Source organism: Alistipes sp. An54 (genome assembly GCF_002159375.1).
Taxonomy (GTDB): domain Bacteria; phylum Bacteroidota; class Bacteroidia; order Bacteroidales; family Rikenellaceae; genus Alistipes; species Alistipes megaguti.
Window position 1 is genome coordinate 417,905 of the sequence record NZ_NFIA01000001.1, and the last position, 20,221, is coordinate 438,125.

The 20,221-nt window shown below is 62.2% G+C and carries 13 protein-coding genes and 1 pseudogene; 10 read left to right on the forward strand and 4 right to left on the reverse strand.

Features of this window, described 5'->3' with window-relative positions; all coding sequences use genetic code 11:
* Nucleotides 1-29: 29 nt before the first annotated feature.
* The 3 genes from B5G09_RS01580 to B5G09_RS01590 all read right to left on the reverse strand — a co-directional run bounded on the left by B5G09_RS01580 (nt 30) and on the right by B5G09_RS01590 (nt 5,921).
* A complete protein-coding gene (locus B5G09_RS01580; protein WP_087403730.1) occupies nt 30-1,400 on the reverse strand; it encodes an MFS transporter in 1,371 nt (456 codons plus the stop codon).
* 114 nt (nt 1,401-1,514) lie between these two features.
* Nucleotides 1,515-2,855, reverse strand: coding sequence for an iron-containing alcohol dehydrogenase (locus B5G09_RS01585; protein ID WP_087403731.1), 1,341 nt, complete (start codon nt 2,853-2,855; stop codon nt 1,515-1,517).
* Nucleotides 2,856-2,990: 135 nt separating this feature from the next.
* On the reverse strand, nt 2,991-5,921 hold the full coding sequence (locus B5G09_RS01590) for a fibronectin type III domain-containing protein (RefSeq protein ID WP_162608221.1): 2,931 nt from the start codon (nt 5,919-5,921) through the stop codon (nt 2,991-2,993).
* A gap of 584 nt (nt 5,922-6,505) precedes the next feature.
* Here B5G09_RS01590 and B5G09_RS01595 point away from each other — a divergent pair.
* The 8 genes from B5G09_RS01595 to B5G09_RS01630 all read left to right on the forward strand — a co-directional run bounded on the left by B5G09_RS01595 (nt 6,506) and on the right by B5G09_RS01630 (nt 18,213).
* Nucleotides 6,506-9,811 (forward strand): TonB-dependent receptor, encoded by a 3,306-nt coding sequence (locus B5G09_RS01595; protein WP_087403733.1) that lies wholly within the window; start codon nt 6,506-6,508, stop codon nt 9,809-9,811.
* Nucleotides 9,812-9,824: 13 nt separating this feature from the next.
* Nucleotides 9,825-11,600 (forward strand): RagB/SusD family nutrient uptake outer membrane protein, encoded by a 1,776-nt coding sequence (locus B5G09_RS01600; protein WP_087403734.1) that lies wholly within the window; start codon nt 9,825-9,827, stop codon nt 11,598-11,600.
* Nucleotides 11,601-11,624: 24 nt separating this feature from the next.
* Nucleotides 11,625-13,178: a calcineurin-like phosphoesterase family protein gene (locus B5G09_RS01605; RefSeq protein ID WP_087403735.1), complete on the forward strand. Its 1,554-nt coding sequence runs from the start codon at nt 11,625-11,627 to the stop codon at nt 13,176-13,178.
* Between the two features lie 9 nt (nt 13,179-13,187).
* Nucleotides 13,188-14,390 carry an FN3 domain-containing metallophosphoesterase family protein gene (locus B5G09_RS01610; RefSeq protein WP_087403736.1) on the forward strand — a complete coding sequence of 401 codons (1,203 nt, stop codon included), beginning with the start codon at nt 13,188-13,190 and terminating at the stop codon, nt 14,388-14,390.
* A gap of 26 nt (nt 14,391-14,416) precedes the next feature.
* The gene (locus tag B5G09_RS01615; RefSeq protein ID WP_241147526.1) at nt 14,417-15,322 is read left to right on the forward strand and encodes a glycerophosphodiester phosphodiesterase family protein; all 906 of its coding nucleotides are present in this window, start codon (nt 14,417-14,419) and stop codon (nt 15,320-15,322) included.
* A 33-nt stretch (nt 15,323-15,355) separates the two neighbouring features.
* Entirely contained in the window at nt 15,356-16,237 is an 882-nt protein-coding gene (locus B5G09_RS01620) for an HAD-IIA family hydrolase (RefSeq protein ID WP_087403738.1), read from the forward strand.
* A gap of 163 nt (nt 16,238-16,400) precedes the next feature.
* The gene (gene zupT, locus B5G09_RS01625) at nt 16,401-17,204 is read left to right on the forward strand and encodes a zinc transporter ZupT (RefSeq protein WP_087403739.1); all 804 of its coding nucleotides are present in this window, start codon (nt 16,401-16,403) and stop codon (nt 17,202-17,204) included.
* A 43-nt stretch (nt 17,205-17,247) separates the two neighbouring features.
* Nucleotides 17,248-18,213 carry a calcium/sodium antiporter gene (locus B5G09_RS01630; RefSeq protein WP_087403740.1) on the forward strand — a complete coding sequence of 322 codons (966 nt, stop codon included), beginning with the start codon at nt 17,248-17,250 and terminating at the stop codon, nt 18,211-18,213.
* Here the strand turns inward: B5G09_RS01630 and mutY are convergent.
* Nucleotides 18,206-19,258: an A/G-specific adenine glycosylase gene (gene mutY / locus B5G09_RS01635; protein ID WP_087403741.1), complete on the reverse strand. Its 1,053-nt coding sequence runs from the start codon at nt 19,256-19,258 to the stop codon at nt 18,206-18,208. The genes B5G09_RS01630 and mutY overlap by 8 nt on opposite strands.
* Before the next feature lie 68 nt (nt 19,259-19,326).
* Here mutY and B5G09_RS01640 point away from each other — a divergent pair, with 68 nt between their 5' ends.
* Nucleotides 19,327-19,632: a GNAT family N-acetyltransferase gene (locus B5G09_RS01640; RefSeq protein WP_087403742.1), complete on the forward strand. Its 306-nt coding sequence runs from the start codon at nt 19,327-19,329 to the stop codon at nt 19,630-19,632.
* 304 nt (nt 19,633-19,936) lie between these two features.
* Nucleotides 19,937-20,163: pseudogene (locus B5G09_RS14525) on the forward strand (2TM domain-containing protein).
* Nucleotides 20,164-20,221: the final 58 nt, after the last annotated feature.

The window sequence follows — 20,221 nt, forward strand, 5'->3', positions numbered from 1 at the left end:
GCCCGCCTCTTGAATTGCCGGAAGGTTAGTCAATGCTCCGTTTTTGCCTCGGTTGTGTAGCCGTCGGCCCGGGCGCCCCACATCAGCAGGAAGACCCCCATGCCGACCACCGCCATGGCAAGAATCCCCACATAGGCCCAGTTCCAGCCGTAGTGCTGGGCCACGTAGCCCAGCCCGACGCCCGAGACGAGGGTCGAGGCATAGCCGAAGAGTCCCGTCAGACCGTTTGCCGTTGCCGCCGCATTCTTGGTGGCCTGGTTGGCCGCCGCGATGCCGATCAGCGCCTGCGGGCCGTAGATGCAGAATCCCGCGGCGCACAGCGTGGCGAAGAGCAGCCAGATCGGCGCATCGGCCGGCAGCTGCCAGAAGAGGAAGACGAAGAGCGCCGCACCCGCCATGCAGAAGACGCACGTGCGGTGGGCACGCCCCTTCAGCCAGCGGTCCGTGGCCCATCCGGCGAAGAGCATGCCCAGGATGCCGGCAATCTCGAACATCGCCACCAGCCAGCCGGCATGTTCCATGCTGACCCCTTTCGACTGGCTCAGCAGCGAGGGGCCCCAGTCCAGCACCGAGAAGCGGACGATGTAGACGAAGAAGTTGGCCACACCCAGGATCCAGATCAGCGGGTTGCGGAAGACGTGCTTCATCAGGAAGGCCTTGTGCTCGGCCCTCTTGGCCATGAAGCGCTCGCGCTTCTCGCCTGATTCGGTTCCCTCCAGCTCGGGCAGTCCGACCGACGAGGGGGTGTCGCGCAGGAAGACGACCAGACCGATAGCTCCGGCAAAGGCGATGCCCGAGGGGATCCAGAAGCACCACCGCCAGGCCCCGACATGGTCGGGACCGCTGCCCATCGTACCCATGATATAGCCACAGAGGATCACCACCAGCCCCGCGCCGATCGAGTGCGAGGTGTTCCACACCGACATCTTGGTAGCCAGCTCGTGGGGCGGAATCCAGTGGGTCAGCAGCCGGGCGCAGGGCGGGAAACCCGTTCCCTGCAGCATGCCGTTCACCACCCACATGATGCCCATGAAGAGGATCATCGTGTTGGTGAATCGGTCACCCGTATGTTCGCCCGTGATCCAGTAGGAGATGTCCTCGCCGAAACCGAAGGCGAAGTTGGACAGGGCGCAGAGGGCCAGTCCGATGGCCATGTACCAGCGGGCATTCATGCGGTCGGCCTGCACGCCGTTGACGAAGCGCGAAAGACCGTAGACCACGCCGTTGAGCGTCAGGAAGATGCCGAGGCTGACCTTCGAGATGCCGAGATCGGACTCCAGGCCGGGCATGGCCAGCGAGAAGTTCTTGCGGACGAAATAGAAGAGCGCATAGCCGATCATCGTGGCGAGGATCGTGCGCATCTGCCAATGTTTGAAACGCTTTTGCTGTTCCGCAGTCATGGGTTTTGATGATTTGTCACAGATTTGTCGCAAAGATAGTTCATTTTTCACATCGTCCACAGCGGAGCGCCCCGGGGCCGGGCACACCGGACCCCGGGATGCGGCGCCGTCGTATCAACGAATCTCCCAGATGCCGCCCTCTCCGAAGAGCCGGTCGAGCCACCCCTTCATCCAACCACAGCGGAAGGCCGTATCGACCACCGAATAACGGCTGCGCATGTAGGGGATCCGTTCAAAGGCTTCGCGGAATCCGGCCCGCGAAACGCCGATCTGTTCGGGTTCGCAGGGGGCTCCGACCAGTTCCAGCCGCCGGTGAACCTCCTGCAGCGGGATGATCTGCCGGCGGATCCGCTCGCGGAGTTCGGGCCACGCCTCGCGCAGACGCGTCAGCTGATCGCGCAGCCCGTCGCGGCCAACATACTTGTCGCGGGTCTCCTTCAGACAGCGGGTCACCAGTTCGGGATCGTGGTCGAACAGGCGGCGGATCTCGCCTTCAGTCTGCTCCCAGGAGGGCCATTCCGCCACGCAGCGCTCGACATCGAGCTCCCCGACCGGCGTCTCGAGCAGCATCTCGTAGAAGGCCGTCGAGGCCAGCGTGCCGATGCCGACCTTGAATCCGTGCGAAACCGAAGCCCCGCGATAACGCAGATGCTCCATGTCCCACAGATGGCTGAACTGGTGTTCAGTCCCCGAAGCGGGACGGCTCGACTGGATGGCCTGCATGGCAAAACCGCTCATGATCAATCCCTCGGCCAGCTGCTCCACCTTGTCGACCCGTCCGGCATGTACCCCGGCCGGATCACTGAGTGCCTCCTGCAGGCCATCCTGCACCAGCCTGAAGGCGAAATCGTCCAGCGTCTCCGCCCCGACCACGTCGGCCAGCATCCAGTCGGCCCCGGCCGGGATCTTGGCGATCAGATCGGCATAGCCCGAAGCGGAGAGTTCGGCCGGAGCCGCCGCCGCAATCGACGGATCGAAGACCATGGCCAGCGGGGCCGGACAGTCGAACGTCTGTTTGTTTCCGTCCTTCGTGATCGAGGCACCGTAGGAGGTATAGCCGTCCATCGAGGCGGCCGTGCCGACGATCAGGTAGCGACGGCCGTTGTGGTGAGACGAGAGTTTGGTCAGGTCGTTGATGACGCCCGAACCGACAGCCACCGGCACGGCATCCGTGGCGGCCAGCACGGCATCGAGCCGCTCGACGAAGCGCCATTCGGCATAGAGATCCGGGTCGGTGAAGATGCAGGGCTCATCCTGCGCAATGCCGGCGGCATCGAGAATCCGATGCACCTCGGCTCCGGCCACGCGCCACGTGTTGGTGTCGGCAACGACCAGAGCCCGGCATCCGGGGAAAAACTCCTTGAAGAGATCTGCCGTACGCGGCAGGGTTCCGACACCGAGCGCCAGGGCACGCGTATCGGTCGTGCGCCGAAGCGCACTTTCGATTTTATCCATCTTGAAAATTGGTTTTATCGGTAGATTACATATCATCCGGTCCGCAAATCCGGAAGCCCGGGGCCCCCGTACAATCCGAAGGATCTGTCCGGGGTGCCCGGCCGACAGGCGGCCGGGCACCCCGGACGCAATCCGTCAATTGATTCGGCGAACCTTGAGGTTGTCGAGCCACATGCGGTGCTGCGCCTTGTCGTTCTCGAGTGCCGTGTAGATCCGGATGCGGGTCGAAGAGGTGGCTCCCGAGATGCGGATCCGGTGGTTGGTATAGCGGTAGGTATCCGTCAGCCCTTCATTGCGCATCGTCTCGGCCGTCACGTTGCGGAGCTCCACCGTCCGGGCATCCTCGCTGATGACCGCCTGCGACGAGGTCTCGCCCTCGACTTTGGTGATCGTACCGGCACCCTGCACCTCCACGTAGAACGGCGCGTCGGCATCGACGTTCGACGGCTTAAGCATGTCACCGTCCGAACTCGGCTCGTAATAGGAGCAGGCATCCAGATCCACCTCGAGTTCGGAGGCTCCCGTCAGCGAGGTGAAGGCCGGAAGCGTCAGCCAGGCCGGCTTGCTGCTGCCGCCGAACTTCATGTAGCCGGCCGCCATGCCGATGTTCGAGCTGGTATCCTGCCAGTCGGTCAGATCCCATTCGGGCAGATAGGCGTCGAAGTAGGACTGCGTGGCCTTGACGGCCTGGCAGTAGATCGTATTCTTGTTGCTGCTGCCCGGAGCCGTATAGAGGATCTTGTCCGGATCCGAAAAGTCCGTCGTTGCTCCGTAGCTGAAGCCGTAGGCTCCGTAGAGCGGCTGGCCGCCCGTAGGCATCGCCTCGAAATCGCAGTAGAGCAGGTAGGACGAACGGTCGACGGAGGGCTCGGCCTCGGTCGTCACCTGAACGGCGGCCCAATCGGAATCGAGATAGCGGTCGGGATCGGCCGTCGAACGGCGACGCATCTCGAACGTATAGGTCGTTGCCGGCGTCAGTCCGCCCCAAACCAGTCGGTAATACTTGTACTTCGTGAAGTTGAAGTCGACGAAACGCTCAAAGCTGCGGATCACCTCTCCGGCGGCATTCTTCACCCGGAAGTCGTAGGTATCCGATCCGCTCACCGGCTGCTGGGCCAGCGCCTCGTCGGAGAGTTCCCATTCAATCACGGCCAGACCGTGCGTCTTGGCGAAGATGCGAACCGAAGGTGCAATGAGCAGTTCGGGGTTCGTGGTCGTGAAATCGGTCGTCACGGCCTCCGAATCGTATTCGCTCGGATCGGCCGCCGCCATCGCCACGACAGAAACCCGATACGACGTTCCGGGAAGCAGCTCCGCAAAGGTGTACGAAGTCCCGTCGACAACGACCGCCTCCACCGGCTCACCGCCGGTCACCGGCTCCGCCGACACCCGGTATCCGTAGGCTCCGCTCACGGCGCCCCAGCTCAACGCGGCACCCGTCGAGGTAACCTCCCCGACCTTCAGCTCCGTCGGGGCCTCCAGCTTCACCTCGGGGAATCCGAGCGTCGCAACGTTCTTCACCGTCTCCTCCGAATCGAACTCCGGATGGCCGGCGCAAAGCGCCTTGACGGTAAACACGTAGCGTCCCGGTTCGAGATCCGTAAATTCGTAATCCACCTGGGTCGTTTCGACCGTCTTGCGAAAATCCGGATTGTTGCGGGCCGCCAGCGAAATTTCATAGGAGGTGGCCCCCTTGACGCCTTCCCAGGCTACGGCGATCGACGTCTCGCCCGGCGTATAGGTGATCGCATCGGCCGACGGAGCCGCAAGCTGCTCGGTCACCTCCACCTTGTCGGTTCCCATCACGACGATGTTGTCAATATTCATGCGGTAGCCCGTCTGGTTGAACGTCTCGGCGCAGATCTTGATGCGGGTCTTGTTAGTGGCATCCTGCACCGTGAAGCTCAACGTCTTCCACTTGCGCCCCGCAGCCGAGGTCTGAGCCGGAAGTACCGCCTCGTTCACCATGCCGTTGAGCACCGTTCCGGCCCCCTCGGCCGAGACGATGTACGATCCCTTTTCATTGTCAAAACGCAGGAAGTCGATCGACACGACCACCGTCTCGGGAACCGCCGAAAGCTGATTGAGTTCCGGAGTCATGATCCAGCCGCCGTTGGCCGTCACACCCAGCTTGACGTATCCCGGGTGCTCGTATACGCGCAGACCTTCCCAGTCCGCCACGCCGCGGTTGATCCGGTACTCCTCGGTCATCGTGGCGAAGACGTCGTTCGTACCGTCCGATCCGGCGGTAATCACGCCCGGCTCGGCCGGTTCCGTGCCGTTGAACTCCTTGCCGGCCGTCGACGAACCGTTCGGGCCGCTGCCCTTCTGGTTGGTGGGATAGTTGCCGCCCCAGACGAACAGATCGAAGCCCATGCGGAAGAGCTCGGTCGACGAATTGACGCTTCCCAGCACCTCTCCGTCAAAGAGCACCTCTCCGTCGAGCAGGAACTTCACCTTGCAGATCAGTTCGCCCAGCGAGGAGGGCGTACCCGTAATCGGCACGGAGATCGTCCCGCTGCCTTCCCGTTCGATCTCCGTCAGATAATCCGGCTCAATCGCCAGACCGGCGGCCGCCGCCCCTTCCAGCGAAGCCACAATCTCCACCTGTTCGCCGCCGAAAGCCTTGTCGTAGGCAATATCGAGCGAGGCGGCCGCCTCCGAGCCCGAACGCATCGACCCGGAAATGACGGGATCCTCGACCGAGAAATGACCGTCGGCCTGCGACACCTCGATGGCAACCTCCTTTCCGTCCGCATCAAGATAAAGGTAGCCGGTTCGTTTGTCTCCGGGGTTCCGCTGGGCCGTAATGGTCACATACTGATAGTCGCTGCCGTTTCCGACCCCTTCGGCCGGTGAAACCGCAAACCAGTTCTCGCCCAGTGCGCCGGTGGCATCGGGACACTCCACGCGAGCCCGCCAGGCTCCGGCATAGCGAACCGAAACCTGCGTCGTGGCATTTGCATGATAGGTCAGCTCCACCGCATCGGTATCACGACGAAGCGGCTCTACTCCCGGATCGTTGGTACAGCCTGCGAATGCACCGGCTGCCAAGGCGAGCATCATGCCTATATAACATTTCCTGATTTTCATAACAATTCGATTAGAGTAAACGGTGATCGTCGATAAAATAGCAAAGCATAGCTAAACAGACGTGCCAGACCGGCACCTCTTACTCTCAGAAGAAGAAATCAAATCACTTGCACGACAAAAGTAAGAACATTTTTTCTTTTTCGCAAGCATCAAAATCAAAAAAGCAAAAATTGAGAAACAAATTCTTTCCTTTCATGATATTTTTACCATTTTGTAACCGTTTCATAACAGCCGTTCGCGATTTTTGCAGCGAAAAAAAACAGCGGGCAATCCCGCAGAAAAGTTCCATTCGACGCGCGATTCAACCACAAAAGCATAAATTAAAACACAAAAAAGAAAATTTTATCCCCAGAAAGTTGCATAAAAGGAAATAAAAATATACATTTGAAAACCACAAAGAAAACAAACCTAATAACTTAAAATTTTTAATTTCTTATCATCTCGGCAAAGACAGAATCGGAATCAACTTGCACCCCGTCCGGAGACAACCAACCTGACTATAATAATAAGGTACCCGCCGAACGGATGAACCGACTAACAACCAAATTTGCTGCTCAATGAAACAACGCTACTCGCCCAGCTCGGATGACTCCGCGCGGAACTCCCGCCCCCGCATCCGAAACCTCGCTCTGGCACTCATCCTGGCTCTCTTCACCCTGCCCGTTCTGGCCCAGGGGAACAGGAGCATATCGGGCTCCGTCAAAGACAACCAGGGAAATCCCGTCCTCGGCGCCACCGTCATCGTTTCCGGCTCCACCCGCGGTACAACGACCGACGCCGACGGTCTCTACTCGATCCAGGCTTCGCAGAACGAATCCCTGACATTCAGCTACATCGGTTACAAAACCCAAACCCGGACCATCGGCAACCAAACCCGTATCGACGTCACGCTCGAGGAGGACAACACCAGCCTCGAGGAGGTCGTGGTCGTCGGCTACGGCGTCCAGAAACGCCGCGACATCGTCGGTGCCGTCGAGACCCTCTCGGCCCAGACGCTTGAGGAGCGCACCGGTTCGTCGATGAGCATCGCCCGTTCGCTCCAGGGCGCCATTCCTGGACTGACGATGACCTTCTCCGACGGCAAGCCCAACCGTTCGGCCACGATCCGCATCCGCGGCGCCGAGAACTCGATCGGTGCCGGCGGTTCGGCCCTCGTGCTGGTCGACGGCGTGGAGACCGACATGTCGACGGTCAACCCCGACGACATAGAGTCGATCACCGTGCTGAAGGACGCCTCGTCGACGGCCGTCTACGGCGCCCGCGGAACCTTCGGCGTCATCCTGCTGACGACCAAGGCTCCCCAGAAGGGCCATGCCAAAGTCACCTACAACGGCACCTTCTCGATCTACCAGCGCACCGTCACCCCCACGATGGTCACCAACGGTTACGACTACACCACCACCTTCCTCGAATCCTACATCAACGCCTACGGCACCGATCCGGCCAACATCAACAACGTCTTCAAGTTCAACCGCACGTGGTACAACGAACTGGCCCGCCGCAACAGCGATCCCTCGTTCGAGAAGTGGCGCATCAACAACCAAAACGCCTACGAATACTTCGGCAACACGAACTGGTATGACGTCTTCTTCCGCAAATACACCACCGGACACCAGCACAACATCTCGGTGACGGGCGGCGGCGAAACGGCCTCCTACTACGTTTCGGGCCGTATCTTCGAGCAGGACGGCATCTACAACGCCGGCGACGAGAAGTACCGTCAGTTCAACGTCAAGGCCAAGGGCGACGTGAAGGTCAAGCCCTGGCTGCGCATCGAGAACACCACCGACTTCATGTACCGGAATTCGCACCAGCCGACGGCCAACACCAGCATCTCGACGACGCCGATGAACATCAACCGCATGCTCAACCACCAGGCATTCCCCGTCACGCTGGTCACCAACCCCGACGGAACGTGGACCGAAGCAGCCGTCTACACCGGCTGGGCCGGCTTCGTCGAGGGCAACTCCTGGCGCAAGGACCGCAAGTTCGACATGACCAACCGCACGTCGGTCAATCTCGATCTGATCAAGGACGTGCTGGTCGGCAACATCGACGTCACCTTCTACTTCAACCAGACCGACCGCCGGCAGTCGGTCAACAGTTACACCTACTACACCGGCCCCGAGAGTTCGGCCGAGCGTCCTTCGGGCTCGCTCTACGAGGAGCGTTCGTACAACCGCCAGAAGGTCGCCTCGAACGCCACGCTCACCTATACCCCGCGTCTGGGCAAGGACCACTCGCTGACCGTCCTCGGCGGCTGGAACATCGAGGACTACGCCTACAAGAGCAACCTGATGAACCGCGAAGGGATCATCATCCCCAACATGCCGAACTTCAGCCTGCTCGAGGGTGAGGCCATCACGCTGAAGGACAACGGCAGCTACAACTGGGGCCTGGTCGGCGCCTTCTACCGCGTCAGCTACTCCTACAAGGGCAAATACCTCTTCGAGACGAGCGGCCGCTACGACGGCAATTCGAAATTCCCGACCAACCAGCGCTGGGGATTCTTCCCTTCGGGGTCGATCGGATGGCGCATCTCGGAGGAGGGCTTCATGAAGAACGCCAACTGGCTCGACAACCTGAAGCTGCGCGTCTCAGTGGGTTCGGCCGGCAACGGTCTGATCAGCGACACCTACGCCTACCTCTCGACGATGAGCATCGCCCAGTCGTCGCTGCTCAACAACGGCTCGGTCTTCAACTACACGGCGGCACCGTCGCCCATTCCCGACGGGCTGACCTGGGAGACGGCCACCACCTATGACCTGGGTCTGGACTTCGAAGCCTTCAACGGACGGCTCAACTTCACGGCCGACATCTACCGCAAGAAGACCACCGACATGTACGTCGTGGGTGAAGAGCTGCCGGCCGTCTACGGCAACAACGCCCCGAAGGGCAACTACGCCGACATGCACACCGACGGCTGGGAGGCCAGCCTCTCGTGGCGCGACTCGCACATGGTGGGCGGCAAACCGCTGAGCTACAACATCAAGGTGTCGGTCTGGGACAACACCAGCAAGATCACCCGCTACACGAGCAAGACCGGTACGCTGCCGACCAACTACAAGATCAACTACTACCAAGGCATGACGCTGGGCGAGATCTGGGGCTACCGGTGCGACGGACTCTTCCAGAGCGACGAGGAGGCGCAGACCTACGCCAACTACTCGAAATTCACCAACCGTTCGGCCAAATGGTCGGCCGGTGATCCCCGCTATCTGGATCTCAACGGCGACGGATACGTCAACAACGGCAACAACACGATCTACGACCACGGCGATCTGGTCAAGATCGGCAACACCACGCCGCGTTACTGCTACAGCATCCAGGGCGGCGTGCGCTGGAACGGCATCGGTCTGAGCATGATGTGGCAGGGCGTCGGCAAGCGCGACTGGTATCCGGCCAAGGAGTCGGGCTACTTCTGGGGCCAGTACGGCCGTCCCTACAGCATGGCCCTTCCGTGGCACACCACCGACCGCTGGTCGCCCACGAATCGCGACGCCTACTGGCCGCGTCTGGTGGCCTACGCCGCCTGCGACACGGGCACCATCCTCTCGCAGCCCAACACGCGCTATCTGCAGGATGCCTCCTACATCCGTCTGAAGAACCTCACCATCGACTACAACTTCCCCAAGGCGCTGATCAGCAAGATCGGTCTGCAGGCGCTGAAGATCTACATCACGGGTGAGAACCTGCTGACCTTCACGCCGCTGAAGAAGTACGCCAAGAACTACGATCCGGAAGGCATCTACGCCGGCGACGCCGATTACGGCACCAACAAGTTCGGTACGGACAACTTCGGCGACGGCGACGGCTATCCCGTCATGAAATCCTACACGATCGGTCTGAACATCACCTTCTAAATCCGCACGACACATGAAAAAGAATATCTGCATCCTGCTTGCAGCCTGCGCGGCACTGACCTCCTGCGAGAGTTTCCTCGACCGGGAACCCGTTGCCGAAGTGGGTTCGGGCGACTACTTCAAGGACGAGACCTCGCTGCTCACCTACACGAACGGCTTCCTCGAGAAATACACGCCCAGTGCCGAGACCCTCGGCTACGGCGACGGGTACTCCGACATCGTTGCCACCAAACAGTCGACCACCTTCCTGACCAACGCCTCGTGGACCCCCGACCTGCAGAGCGGCTGGTCGGTCAGCGACTGGACCCCAATCTACAACATCAACTACTTCCTGGCCCACATGCGCGAGGCCGGCGGACTCTCCGAGGAGGTATACAACCACTACGAGGGTACGGCCCGCTTCTGGCGCGCCTGGCAATACTTCGAGAAGGTGAAGCTCTTCGGCGCCGTGCCCTGGTACGACACCCCGATCGACCCCGAGGACATGGAGGCGCTCTACAAGACTCGCGACAGCCGTGAATATGTCATGGACCGCGTACTCGAGGATCTCGACTTCGCCTGCAAGCACTGCTACGACTCGGGCAACTGGATCAACTCGGCCCGCATCAACCGCTACATTGCCCTGGCCTACAAGTCGCGCGTCTGCCTCTTCGAGGGCACCTACCGCAAGTACCACAGCGTCGACCCCTCGACCGGCAAACCCTGGGAGGACACGGGGGCTTCGGAGCGCTTCCTGCGTGCCGCAGCCGATGCCGCCGAGAAGCTGATGGCGGCCGGCGTCTACTCGATCGTCAACAACCCGGCCGACGTCAGGACCCAGTACCGCAACCTCTTCACCAAGGAGGCCATCGACTACACGGAGGTGATCTGGGCCCGGGAGATGAGCGTCGGCATGACCACCTACCACGACCTGACGTGGCGCTACACGTCGGGCAGCTACGGACAGCGCTGGTCGCTCGACCAGGACTTCGTCCGCACCTACCTGAACCTCGACGGATCGCGCCACGAAACCACCGACGAGGAGTTCACCACCGAGATCGAGAACCGCGACTACCGCCTCAGCCAGAGCATCATCACGCCGGGCTACGAGAAGCTCGTCGGCGGCAGTACGCCAACCCCCACGCCGCCGGATTTCACCGTCACGCTGACCGGCTACCAGATCATCAAGTACAACATCGACGACAAGAACTACGAGTCGGCCAAGATCTCCTACAACTCGCTGCCGATCATCCGCTACGCCGAGGTGCTGCTCAACTACGCCGAGGCCAAGGCCGAACTGGGCGAATTCGACGATGCGGTCTGGAACGCCACGATCCGCCCGCTGCGCGAACGCGCCGGCGTCAAGGGTGACCGTCCGACGACGGTTGACCCCTATCTGCAGGAGTACTACGGGCTGAACAACTGCGATCTGCTGGAGATCCGCCGCGAACGGGCCATCGAGCTGCTGCTCGAAGGACGCCGCTACGATGACCTGATGCGCTGGCACCTGGGCGAGAAGCTCAACAAGCAGTGGTACGGCATCTACGTTCCGGCCCTCGACACGTCCTACGACCTGAACGGCGACGGCACGAACGACATCTGCTTCACGAAGGGTGAGGCCGGCAACGAACCGGGAGTCAGCTACATCCAGGTGGGCGGCACGTCGCTCTACTCGCTCGAGCACGACACCTACGGGCGCCTGCTCTACACCATCGGCCGCAATTTCGAGGAGAAGCGCTACCTGCGCCCCATTCCGCAGACGGCCCTGAACATCAACCCCGATCTGGGACAGAACTACTACTGGAAATAACCCTCAAACATGCGACAAGACAACATGAAACGCACCATCATAACTTTCGCCGCGGCAGTTCTGTTTCTGTCGGGGTGTGCGAAGGAAGACGAGCGACCGGTCAAGAGTCCGATTGCTCCCGAAACGGACTTTTACGGCGTGGTGACCGACAACCACGGGCAGCCGCTCGAAGGGGTCGTGGTCAGCGATGGATACTCCTGTACGGCGACCGACGCCAACGGCGTCTACCAGCTCGTCGGCAACGAATTCTCCTACCAGATCTACATTTCGCTCCCGGCCGAATACGAGGTACCGATGAGCGAAGGGCTGCCCCACCTCTGGCAGCAGATCGACACGGGCCGCCAGCGCTACGACTTCACGCTCACGCCGCTTGCCGGCGGAAAGGAGGAGGCGTTCAACCTCTTCTGCGTGGCCGACCCGCAGTGTCAGAACGATTCGCACGTGAGCCGTTTCACGCATGAGACGGTTCCCGACCTTGCGGCACAAGCCGCCGCGTCGGATCTTCCCTGCTACGGCATCATGCTCGGCGACATCGGCTACAACACCGCCAGCACCGACTACACGAATGCCGTCTTCCCGCTGATGAAACGGGCCATGCAGGCCGAAAAGACCGGACTGCCGCTTTTCCAACTGATGGGCAACCACGACAACAAGGTGATCTCCGTGACGAAGGACAACTACACCGTGGCCCACGACATCGAGGCACAGCGCAACTTCGAGTACGCCTTCGGACCGGTCAACTACTCCTTCAACCGCGGCGACGTGCACATCGTCGCCATGGACGACATGATCTTCCGCAACCACGACGACTACGGACTCGGATTCCGCGACGATCAGGTCGAGTGGCTGCGTCAGGATCTGAGCTTCGTTCCGAAGGATCACATGGTGATCTTCTGCGCCCATGTGCCCCTGCGCAACGGTTCGGCGCAGAACGTCCAGGCGGTACTGGACCTGCTGCGCGAATTCCCCACGGTGCACATCATGACGGGTCACACCCACTATGCCGAAAACCAGATCTACGACAACATCTACGAGCATGTTCACGGCGCCGCCTGCGGAGCCTGGTGGTACTCGACCGTCAACACCGACGGCACGCCCAACGGATATGCCATCTACCGGGTCGACGGAGCCTCGGTCGCCTCGTGGATCTATAAGGGCACGGGGCTGGATGCCGGTCAGCAGATCCGCCTCTACCGGGCCAGCAACCACTTCATGGAGGGATACACGCCCAGCTATCAGTTCTACTACAAGGACGACAACCAGATCGTGGCCAACGTCTGGAACGCCGATTCGCAGTGGAAAATCGAGGTCTACGAAAACGGTACGCTTTCGGGAGAGATGAGCCCCTTCAGCAGCAGCGTGACGCGCCGCGACGCCTGGGCTTCGGGCTACCATTGCGGCGTACTGGGACGCAGCACCTCGAACTACGACCGCACGAGCAACACCCACCTCTATTACTACACGCTGAAGGATCCTTCGGCGCAGGTTGAGGTCCGTGCCACCGACCGTTTCGGCAACGTCTACACGCAAACGCACGTCACCACCTCCGCACCGGAAGACTATCCGACATATGAATAGCACCGACACATGAAACGACTGCTCACACTTTTCGTCACCGTGCTGCTCGCAGGCATTGCCTGCGGGCAGCCTTCGGTGCGTGTGGCGCACGGGCCCTACCTGCAGCAGGTCACCGAGGACGGCTTCACGGTCGTCTGGACGACGACCGTCGATGCGGCGGTATGGGTCGAGGTGGCGCCCGACGACGGCTCGCACTTCTACGCCGCCGAACGCCCGAAATACTACGACACCTATCTGGGCAAACGCCGCACGGGGCAACTCCACCGCGTGCGCGTCGAGGGGCTGCAGCCCGGCACCACCTACCGCTACCGCCTCATGCAGCAGGCCGTCCTGTGCGACGAGGGCAACCGGCGCGTGATCCTCGGCGAGGGCTACGGCAGCGACCTGCTCAAGCATAAGCCCTACACCGCCACGACGCTCGATCCGGCCAAGGAGAAGATCGAGTGCTGGGTGGTGAACGACATCCACGGCCGCGACTCGCTCATGGGCCGGCTGCTGGCCGGAGCACCGGAACAGCGGCCCGACTTCGTCTGCTTCAACGGCGACATGCTGACGCAGATCGAATCGCCACAGCAGCTCTTCGACGGCTATCTCGACACGGCCTCCCGGCTGCTGGCCGGAGCCGGAATCCCGATCTTCACCACGCGCGGCAACCACGAAAACCGCGGTTCGGCCTCGCAATGCTTCCTCGACTACTTCCCCACGACGAGCGGCGAAGCCTACTACGCCTTCCGCCAGGGACCGGTCTTCTTCCTGATGCTCGACTGCGGTGAGGACAAGCCCGACAGCGACATCCGCTACTACGGACTGGCCGCCACGGACGACTACCGCCGCCAGGAGGCCGAGTGGCTGAAGCGGGTGGTCGACAGCGAAGCCTATCGACAGGCCCCGCTCCACGTCGTGCTGCTGCACATGGTGCCGGGCGGCGCGAAGAGCTGGTACGGCGAACAGGAGCTGCGCCGGCTGCTGGTTCCGATCCTCAACCGGGCCGATGTCGACGTCATGCTCTGCGGCCACTACCACCGCTATGGCTGGATCGACGACTCGAGCCGCGGCACGAACTTCCCGATCCTGATCAATTCGAACAACGACCGCCTCGTGCTCAAGGCCGATGCCGGCGGCATCGACCTAGACGTCTTCGACGCGGCGGGGGCGCATCTGCACCACCACCGGCTCGATGCACGTCCGTCTGCGGCGAGCGGTTCCAAATGATAAATCCCTGTCAAAACCATACGAAGATGAAAAAAAGAGATACCCTTGCAGCCGGCGTGATGGCCCTGGCGGCCCTGCTGGGCGGCAGCTGCACGCAGCAGACACCCCGGAGCGCCGAACCGCACCGGATCGAGATCGGCAGCCGCGCCGAACTGCACGACTGGTTCCGCTACTCGCCCCGGCGTCCGGTGGTGATCAGCGGCCACCGCGGCGGCATGACGGCGGGCTATCCGGAGAACTGCATCGAATCGTTCGAGAAGACGCTCGAGATGATGCCATCGTTCTTCGAGATCGACCCCCGGCTGACGCGCGACAGCGTCATCGTGCTGATGCACGACGCCACGATCGACCGCACGACCAACGGCACGGGCCGCGTCTCGGACTACACCTGGGCGGAGCTGCAGCAGTTCCACCTCAAGGACCGCGACGGCAACCTCACCCCCTACCGGATCCCGACCCTCGAGGAGTGCATCCGCTGGAGCCAGGGCAAGACCATCCTCAACCTCGACATCAAGGACGTGCCGCTCGAATTCATGTCGGATTTCATCAACCGGCTGGCCCCGGCCAACGTCATGTATACGGTGCACGACGCCGAGCAGGCACGCTACCTGCTCGACCGTGATCCGGATGCGATGTTCTCGGCCTGGTGCAAGAATCTCGACGAGTTCGCGGCCTACCGCGAGGCGGGGATTCCCTGGTCACAAATGCAGGCCTACGTCGGGCCGATGCTCTACGGCGACCAGCAGCCGCTCTACGACTCGCTCCACCGTCACGGCGTGATGTGCATGATCTCAGTGGCCCCGACCCACGACCGCCGTGTTTCGGAGCAGCAGCGCATCCGCGGCTACGAACTCGAACTGGCGAGCGGTTGCGACGTCATCGAAACCGACTACCCCTACCTCTTCGAGGGGCTCGACACGAACCGCCACTGATTCACGTTCCCCGCACGAAGAAACTGAAGTAACATGAAAAATTTTGAACACTATCGCTCCGTCTGGGCGGACGACGAACTGCGGCGGCATTTGGCCCGCATCCGCCACGTGGCGCTCGACATGGACGGCACGATCTACATGGGCTCGACGCTCTTTCCCTTCACACGACCCTTTCTGGCCCGGCTGCGCGAACTGGGCATCGACCACTCGTTCCTGACGAACAACCCCTCGAAATCAATCGACGACTACCTGCATCGGCTCGACGCAATGGGCATCCCCACCTCGCGCGAGGAGATGTACACCTCGACGCTGGCCACGATCGACTACCTGCGCAAGAATCTCCCGGCGGCCCGTCGGCTCTTCCTGCTGGGCACGCCGTCGATGGTTGCCGAATTCAGGGCCGCGGGATTCAGCGAGGCCGGCGAAACGGCCGACGACCGCCCCGATGCCGTCATCGTATCGTTCGACATGACGCTGCGCTACGAGCGTCTCTGCCGGGCCGCCTGGTGGGTCAGCCGGGGACTCCCCTATCTGGCGACGAACCCCGACCGGATCTGCCCGACGGACCTGCCCACCGTGCTGGTCGACTGCGGCTCGATCTGCGCCGCCATCGCCCACGCCACGGGACGCCATCCGGACGTCACCCTCGGGAAGCCCGATCCGAACATGCTCTCGGGCATCCGCATGCGCCACGGCCTGCAGGCCGACGAGATCGCCATGGTCGGCGACCGCATCTACACCGATGTCGAGACGGCCCACAATGCCGGCGCCCTGGGCGTGCTGGTCCTCTCGGGCGAGACGACCCTCGAGGTGGCCGAACAGGCCCCCCGCCGGCCGCACCTGATCGTCGACGACATCGGCACGCTCGGAGAGCTGCTCGCCGCATCGCGATCCGGCGATCGGTTCCGGCAATAGCACCATAAGAAATACCGATTCGTCGGGATCGTCTTTTCCCGACGAATGCACTATCTTTGCGGTTGAAACCGACGGACCGCACTATCTGACGACCGGTCCCCCCCTGAAGGAGGCCGGTCGTCTGGTGTCGGGCCGGCCACAACCTCCAAAAACCGCACTCACGATGCAGAACCATCCGATACTCGTCCCGCTGCTGCTGACGCTCGGCGCCGGTCTGGCCACCGGAATCGGAAGCGCCATCGCCTTTCTGGCCCGGCGTACGAACAAACGCCTGCTCTCCTTCTCGCTCGGACTCTCGGGCGGAGTGATGATCTACGTCTCGCTGGTCGAGCTCTTCCACGAGGCGGAGATCGCCCTCTCGGCCGAATGGGGCACGCGCCTCGGCGGTGTGATCACCGTGGCGAGTTTCTTCGCCGGCATCCTGCTGATCGGTCTGATCGACCGCCTGGTCCCCTCGTTCGAGAACCCCCACGAGGCGCACCTCATCGAGGAGATGGACCACCGCCCGCGCAACCCGCGTCTGATGCGCATGGGCGTCATGACGGCCCTGGCCATCGGCATCCACAACTTCCCCGAGGGAATTGCCACCTTCACCTCGGCCGTGGACAACCTCACGCTCGGCGTGGCCATCGCCGCGGCCATCGCCATCCACAACATCCCCGAGGGAATCGCCGTTTCGATTCCGGTCTACTACGCCACGGGCGACCGCGCGAAGGCCTTCCGGCTGTCGCTGCTCTCGGGACTGGCCGAACCGGTCGGAGCGCTGCTGGCCTATCTGGTGCTGATGCCCTTCCTTTCGCCGACGCTCATGGGGTGCATCCTGGCCGGGGTGGCCGGCATCATGGTCTTCATCTCGATCGACGAACTCCTCCCGGCGGCCCGCGAATATGGCGAGGCCCACACGTCGATCTACGGCGTGGTGACGGGCATGGCCGTAATGGCCGTCAGCCTGCTGCTGCTCGCCTAAGGGGACGCGAACCGAAGAAATCCGCAAAATCACACGCTCGAAAATGGATATACTGCTATTGATCATCGGACTGGCGCTGATTCTGGCCGGCGCCAACTTCCTCACGGACGGTTCCGCGGCCCTGGCCCAACGCTTCCGCGTTCCGGAATTCATCATCGGACTGACGATCGTCGCCGTCGGGACCTCGACGCCCGAACTTGTGGTCTCGGTCCTCTCGGCCATCGCCGGCAAGAGCGACGTGGCCATCGGCAACGTCGTCGGGTCGAACATCTTCAACGTCTTTCTGATTCTGGGTCTCTGCGCCCTGATCCGCCCGCTGCCCCTGACGGCCAGCAACATCCGCCGCGACATTCCGTTCGGCGTCGCCACCTCGCTGCTGCTTCTGGTTCTGGCCATGGACAGCTGGTTCAAGGCCGGGGCCGTCGACCGCATCGGACGGCTGGACGGCATCCTGATGCTCGTCATCTACCTGCTGCTGATGACCTACACCATCCGCGCCACGGGCCGCACCGCTCCGGCCGACTCCCCGGCCGACGGAAGCCAGCCGCAGAAGCGGCCGATGGCCGGATGGCTCATGGCCGTAATGATCATCGGCGGACTGGCCGGACTGATCTTCGGCGGCGAGCTGTTCCTCGACAGCGCCACGGCGCTGGCCCGACGTATGGGCATCAGCGAGTCGGTGATCGCCATCACGCTGGTGGCCGGCGGCACGTCGCTCCCCGAACTGGCCTCGTCGGTGGTCTCGCTCATCAAGGGCAAGAGCGACATGGCCCTCGGAAACGTCATCGGTTCGAACATCGCCAACATCCTGCTGATTCTGGGTCTGAGTGCCACGATCAATCCGCTGACGATGGGCGGCATCACGCTCGTCGACCTGCTGGTCGTGCTGTTGAGCGCCGTGCTGCTCTTTCTGGCAGCCTTCACCTTCCGGCGCAGGGCCGTCGACCGTTGGGAGGGGGTTCTGTTTCTGGTGATCTACGCCGCCTACATCGCCTATCTGGTCAGATAGCCTCCGGCGAGGAGAGGTAGCGGTCCAGCAGCCGCGGCAGGGCGTGGTCGCCGAGTTCCGATGTCGGTACGGCCAGGGTCGCGGCCTCAGGCGTCAGTTCGGGGGTCTCAATGCGGTAGAGGCGGGCGTGGATGCGTTGATGCGAAAGCTGGTGCACGGGCAGGGCCACGGTGCGAAGCAGCCGCCACGGCACCGGCCCCAGCAGTGCGACAAAAAGGGGATCGTCCGACAGATCGGTCAGATCGGCCGGCGCCGGCGTCTCGATCATCGGAAACTCGTAGAGCCCCTGCCAGATGTCGCGCCCCTCGCGGCGGCGGAGCAATACGCGGTCGCCCGAAGTGATGTGCAGGTAGTGAAACCACCGGTCGCGGATGCGGGTCCGCCCCTGCTTGACGGGGCGTTCGGCTACGGTTCCGGCCGCCAGGGCCAGACAACGCCCGGAGAGCGGACAGCAGTCGCAACGCGGCGCCGAAGGGGTGCACTGCAGCGCTCCGAAGTCCATGATGGCCTGGTTGTAACGCCCGGGGGCCGACGGATCGAGCTGCTCCTGCGCCAGACGGGCAAAGGCGCGGCGTCCGGCCGTGGAGTCGATTGCCAGGTCAATGTCGAACAGCCGCGAGAGAACCCGGTAAACGTTGCCGTCCACGACGGCGCAGGGTTCGTCGTAGGCTGCCGAGCAGATGGCCGCCGCTGTGTAGTCGCCCACGCCGCGCAGCGAACGCACCTCGTCGAGGCGGCGGGGAAACGCGCCGCCGAAGCGCTCGACCACCTCACGGGCCGCCGTCAGCAGGTTGCGTGCACGGCTGTAATAGCCGAGCCCCTGCCAGAGACGCAGCACCTCGTCCTCGGAGGAGGCGGCCAGCGAGGCGACATCCGGAAAACGCGCCGTGAAGCGTTCGTAGTAGGCCATGCCCTGCGCCACGCGGGTCTGCTGGAGGATCACCTCCGAGAGCCAGATGCGGTAGGGATCGTGCGTGCGGCGCCACGGCAGATCGCGCCCTTCGCGGGCGTACCAGTCGAGCAGCAAATCGGAAATCCGTTCCATACGGAGGACAAAAATACGATTTCGGAACCGAATTTGATCCGTTCCGGAGCATCCAAAACCGAAAAAAGATGGAAAAACGCTATCCACTGATCCACAACAGGGCCGCGAGCCGCTATGAATTCGACCTGGGCAACGGCGCCCGGGCCCTGATCGACTACGAGGCGACGCCGCGAGGCTACCGCCTGACCCACACCGAGGTACCGGCGGCCTTCGAAGGACAAGGCATTGCCCGTCAGCTGGTCGAGGCGACGCTGGAGGAGTTCCGCCGGCGGGGCGATCGGATCATCCCCGAGTGTTCGTACATCGTCCACTATATCCGTCGCCACCCCGAGTGGCAGCCGCTGCTGGCCGATGGGTATCGGTTCGAGGTGTAGCGGCAGGCCTCGTCCGTCACAACCGGGCCGGACTCCCCAATCGGTCCAGCCACCCGTTCGGCCGCACCCGGCTCAATCGGCTCTCCGCCACTCCTGCATCGTCTTCTTGTTGTTTACACGGACTCTCGATCGAACTGTTCGAAAATTTTAGTACGAGAATTTGGTTTATAAAATAAACTACTTTATATTTGCAAACAAAGGAGAGCGGAAAAAGATTCCGTCCCGAAAAGTCGGGGCGTCAGAAACACCCCAAAAACACAAGACCATGAAAACCTGCAACCACACGGAGACTCAGCAAAGGGAGATCCACACCAGGGAAGAGGCCACCGCCGGGAGAGCAACCGCACGCCGCTATTTTGCCCGGGGATTTGCCCGACAGGTCATGTCTGGGCCGTAACCTGCGCCTTTCTGGCCGTCGTCAACCGGCTGACCTCACCCCACTACTGGTGGGTATTGTGGGTCATCGCCGGATGGGGACTGCAACTGCTGCTCGCGCTGCTCTTCTACCTCTTCGGCAACGAAAAGGAGTAGCCGCTCACAAAACGCCGCCGCACGAAAACTCCCGCCACGGATTGCCGCACCGATACAC

Excerpts from the sequence above, each read along its gene's own strand:
- B5G09_RS01600 (WP_087403734.1), top strand. The coding sequence starts at position 9,825 with ATGAAAAAGAATATCTGCATCCTGCTTGCAGCCTGCGCGGCACTGACC.
- B5G09_RS01580 (WP_087403730.1), bottom strand. The coding sequence starts at position 1,400 with ATGACTGCGGAACAGCAAAAGCGTTTCAAACATTGGCAGATGCGCACG.
- B5G09_RS01630 (WP_087403740.1), top strand. The coding sequence starts at position 17,248 with ATGGATATACTGCTATTGATCATCGGACTGGCGCTGATTCTGGCCGGC.
- mutY (WP_087403741.1), bottom strand. The coding sequence starts at position 19,258 with ATGGAACGGATTTCCGATTTGCTGCTCGACTGGTACGCCCGCGAAGGG.
- zupT (WP_087403739.1), top strand. The coding sequence starts at position 16,401 with ATGCAGAACCATCCGATACTCGTCCCGCTGCTGCTGACGCTCGGCGCC.
- B5G09_RS01610 (WP_087403736.1), top strand. The coding sequence starts at position 13,188 with ATGAAACGACTGCTCACACTTTTCGTCACCGTGCTGCTCGCAGGCATT.
- B5G09_RS01585 (WP_087403731.1), bottom strand. The coding sequence starts at position 2,855 with ATGGATAAAATCGAAAGTGCGCTTCGGCGCACGACCGATACGCGTGCC.
- B5G09_RS01595 (WP_087403733.1), top strand. The coding sequence starts at position 6,506 with ATGAAACAACGCTACTCGCCCAGCTCGGATGACTCCGCGCGGAACTCC.
- B5G09_RS01615 (WP_241147526.1), top strand. The coding sequence starts at position 14,417 with ATGAAAAAAAGAGATACCCTTGCAGCCGGCGTGATGGCCCTGGCGGCC.
- B5G09_RS01605 (WP_087403735.1), top strand. The coding sequence starts at position 11,625 with ATGAAACGCACCATCATAACTTTCGCCGCGGCAGTTCTGTTTCTGTCG.
- B5G09_RS01590 (WP_162608221.1), bottom strand. The coding sequence starts at position 5,921 with ATGATGCTCGCCTTGGCAGCCGGTGCATTCGCAGGCTGTACCAACGAT.
- B5G09_RS01620 (WP_087403738.1), top strand. The coding sequence starts at position 15,356 with ATGAAAAATTTTGAACACTATCGCTCCGTCTGGGCGGACGACGAACTG.
- B5G09_RS01640 (WP_087403742.1), top strand. The coding sequence starts at position 19,327 with ATGGAAAAACGCTATCCACTGATCCACAACAGGGCCGCGAGCCGCTAT.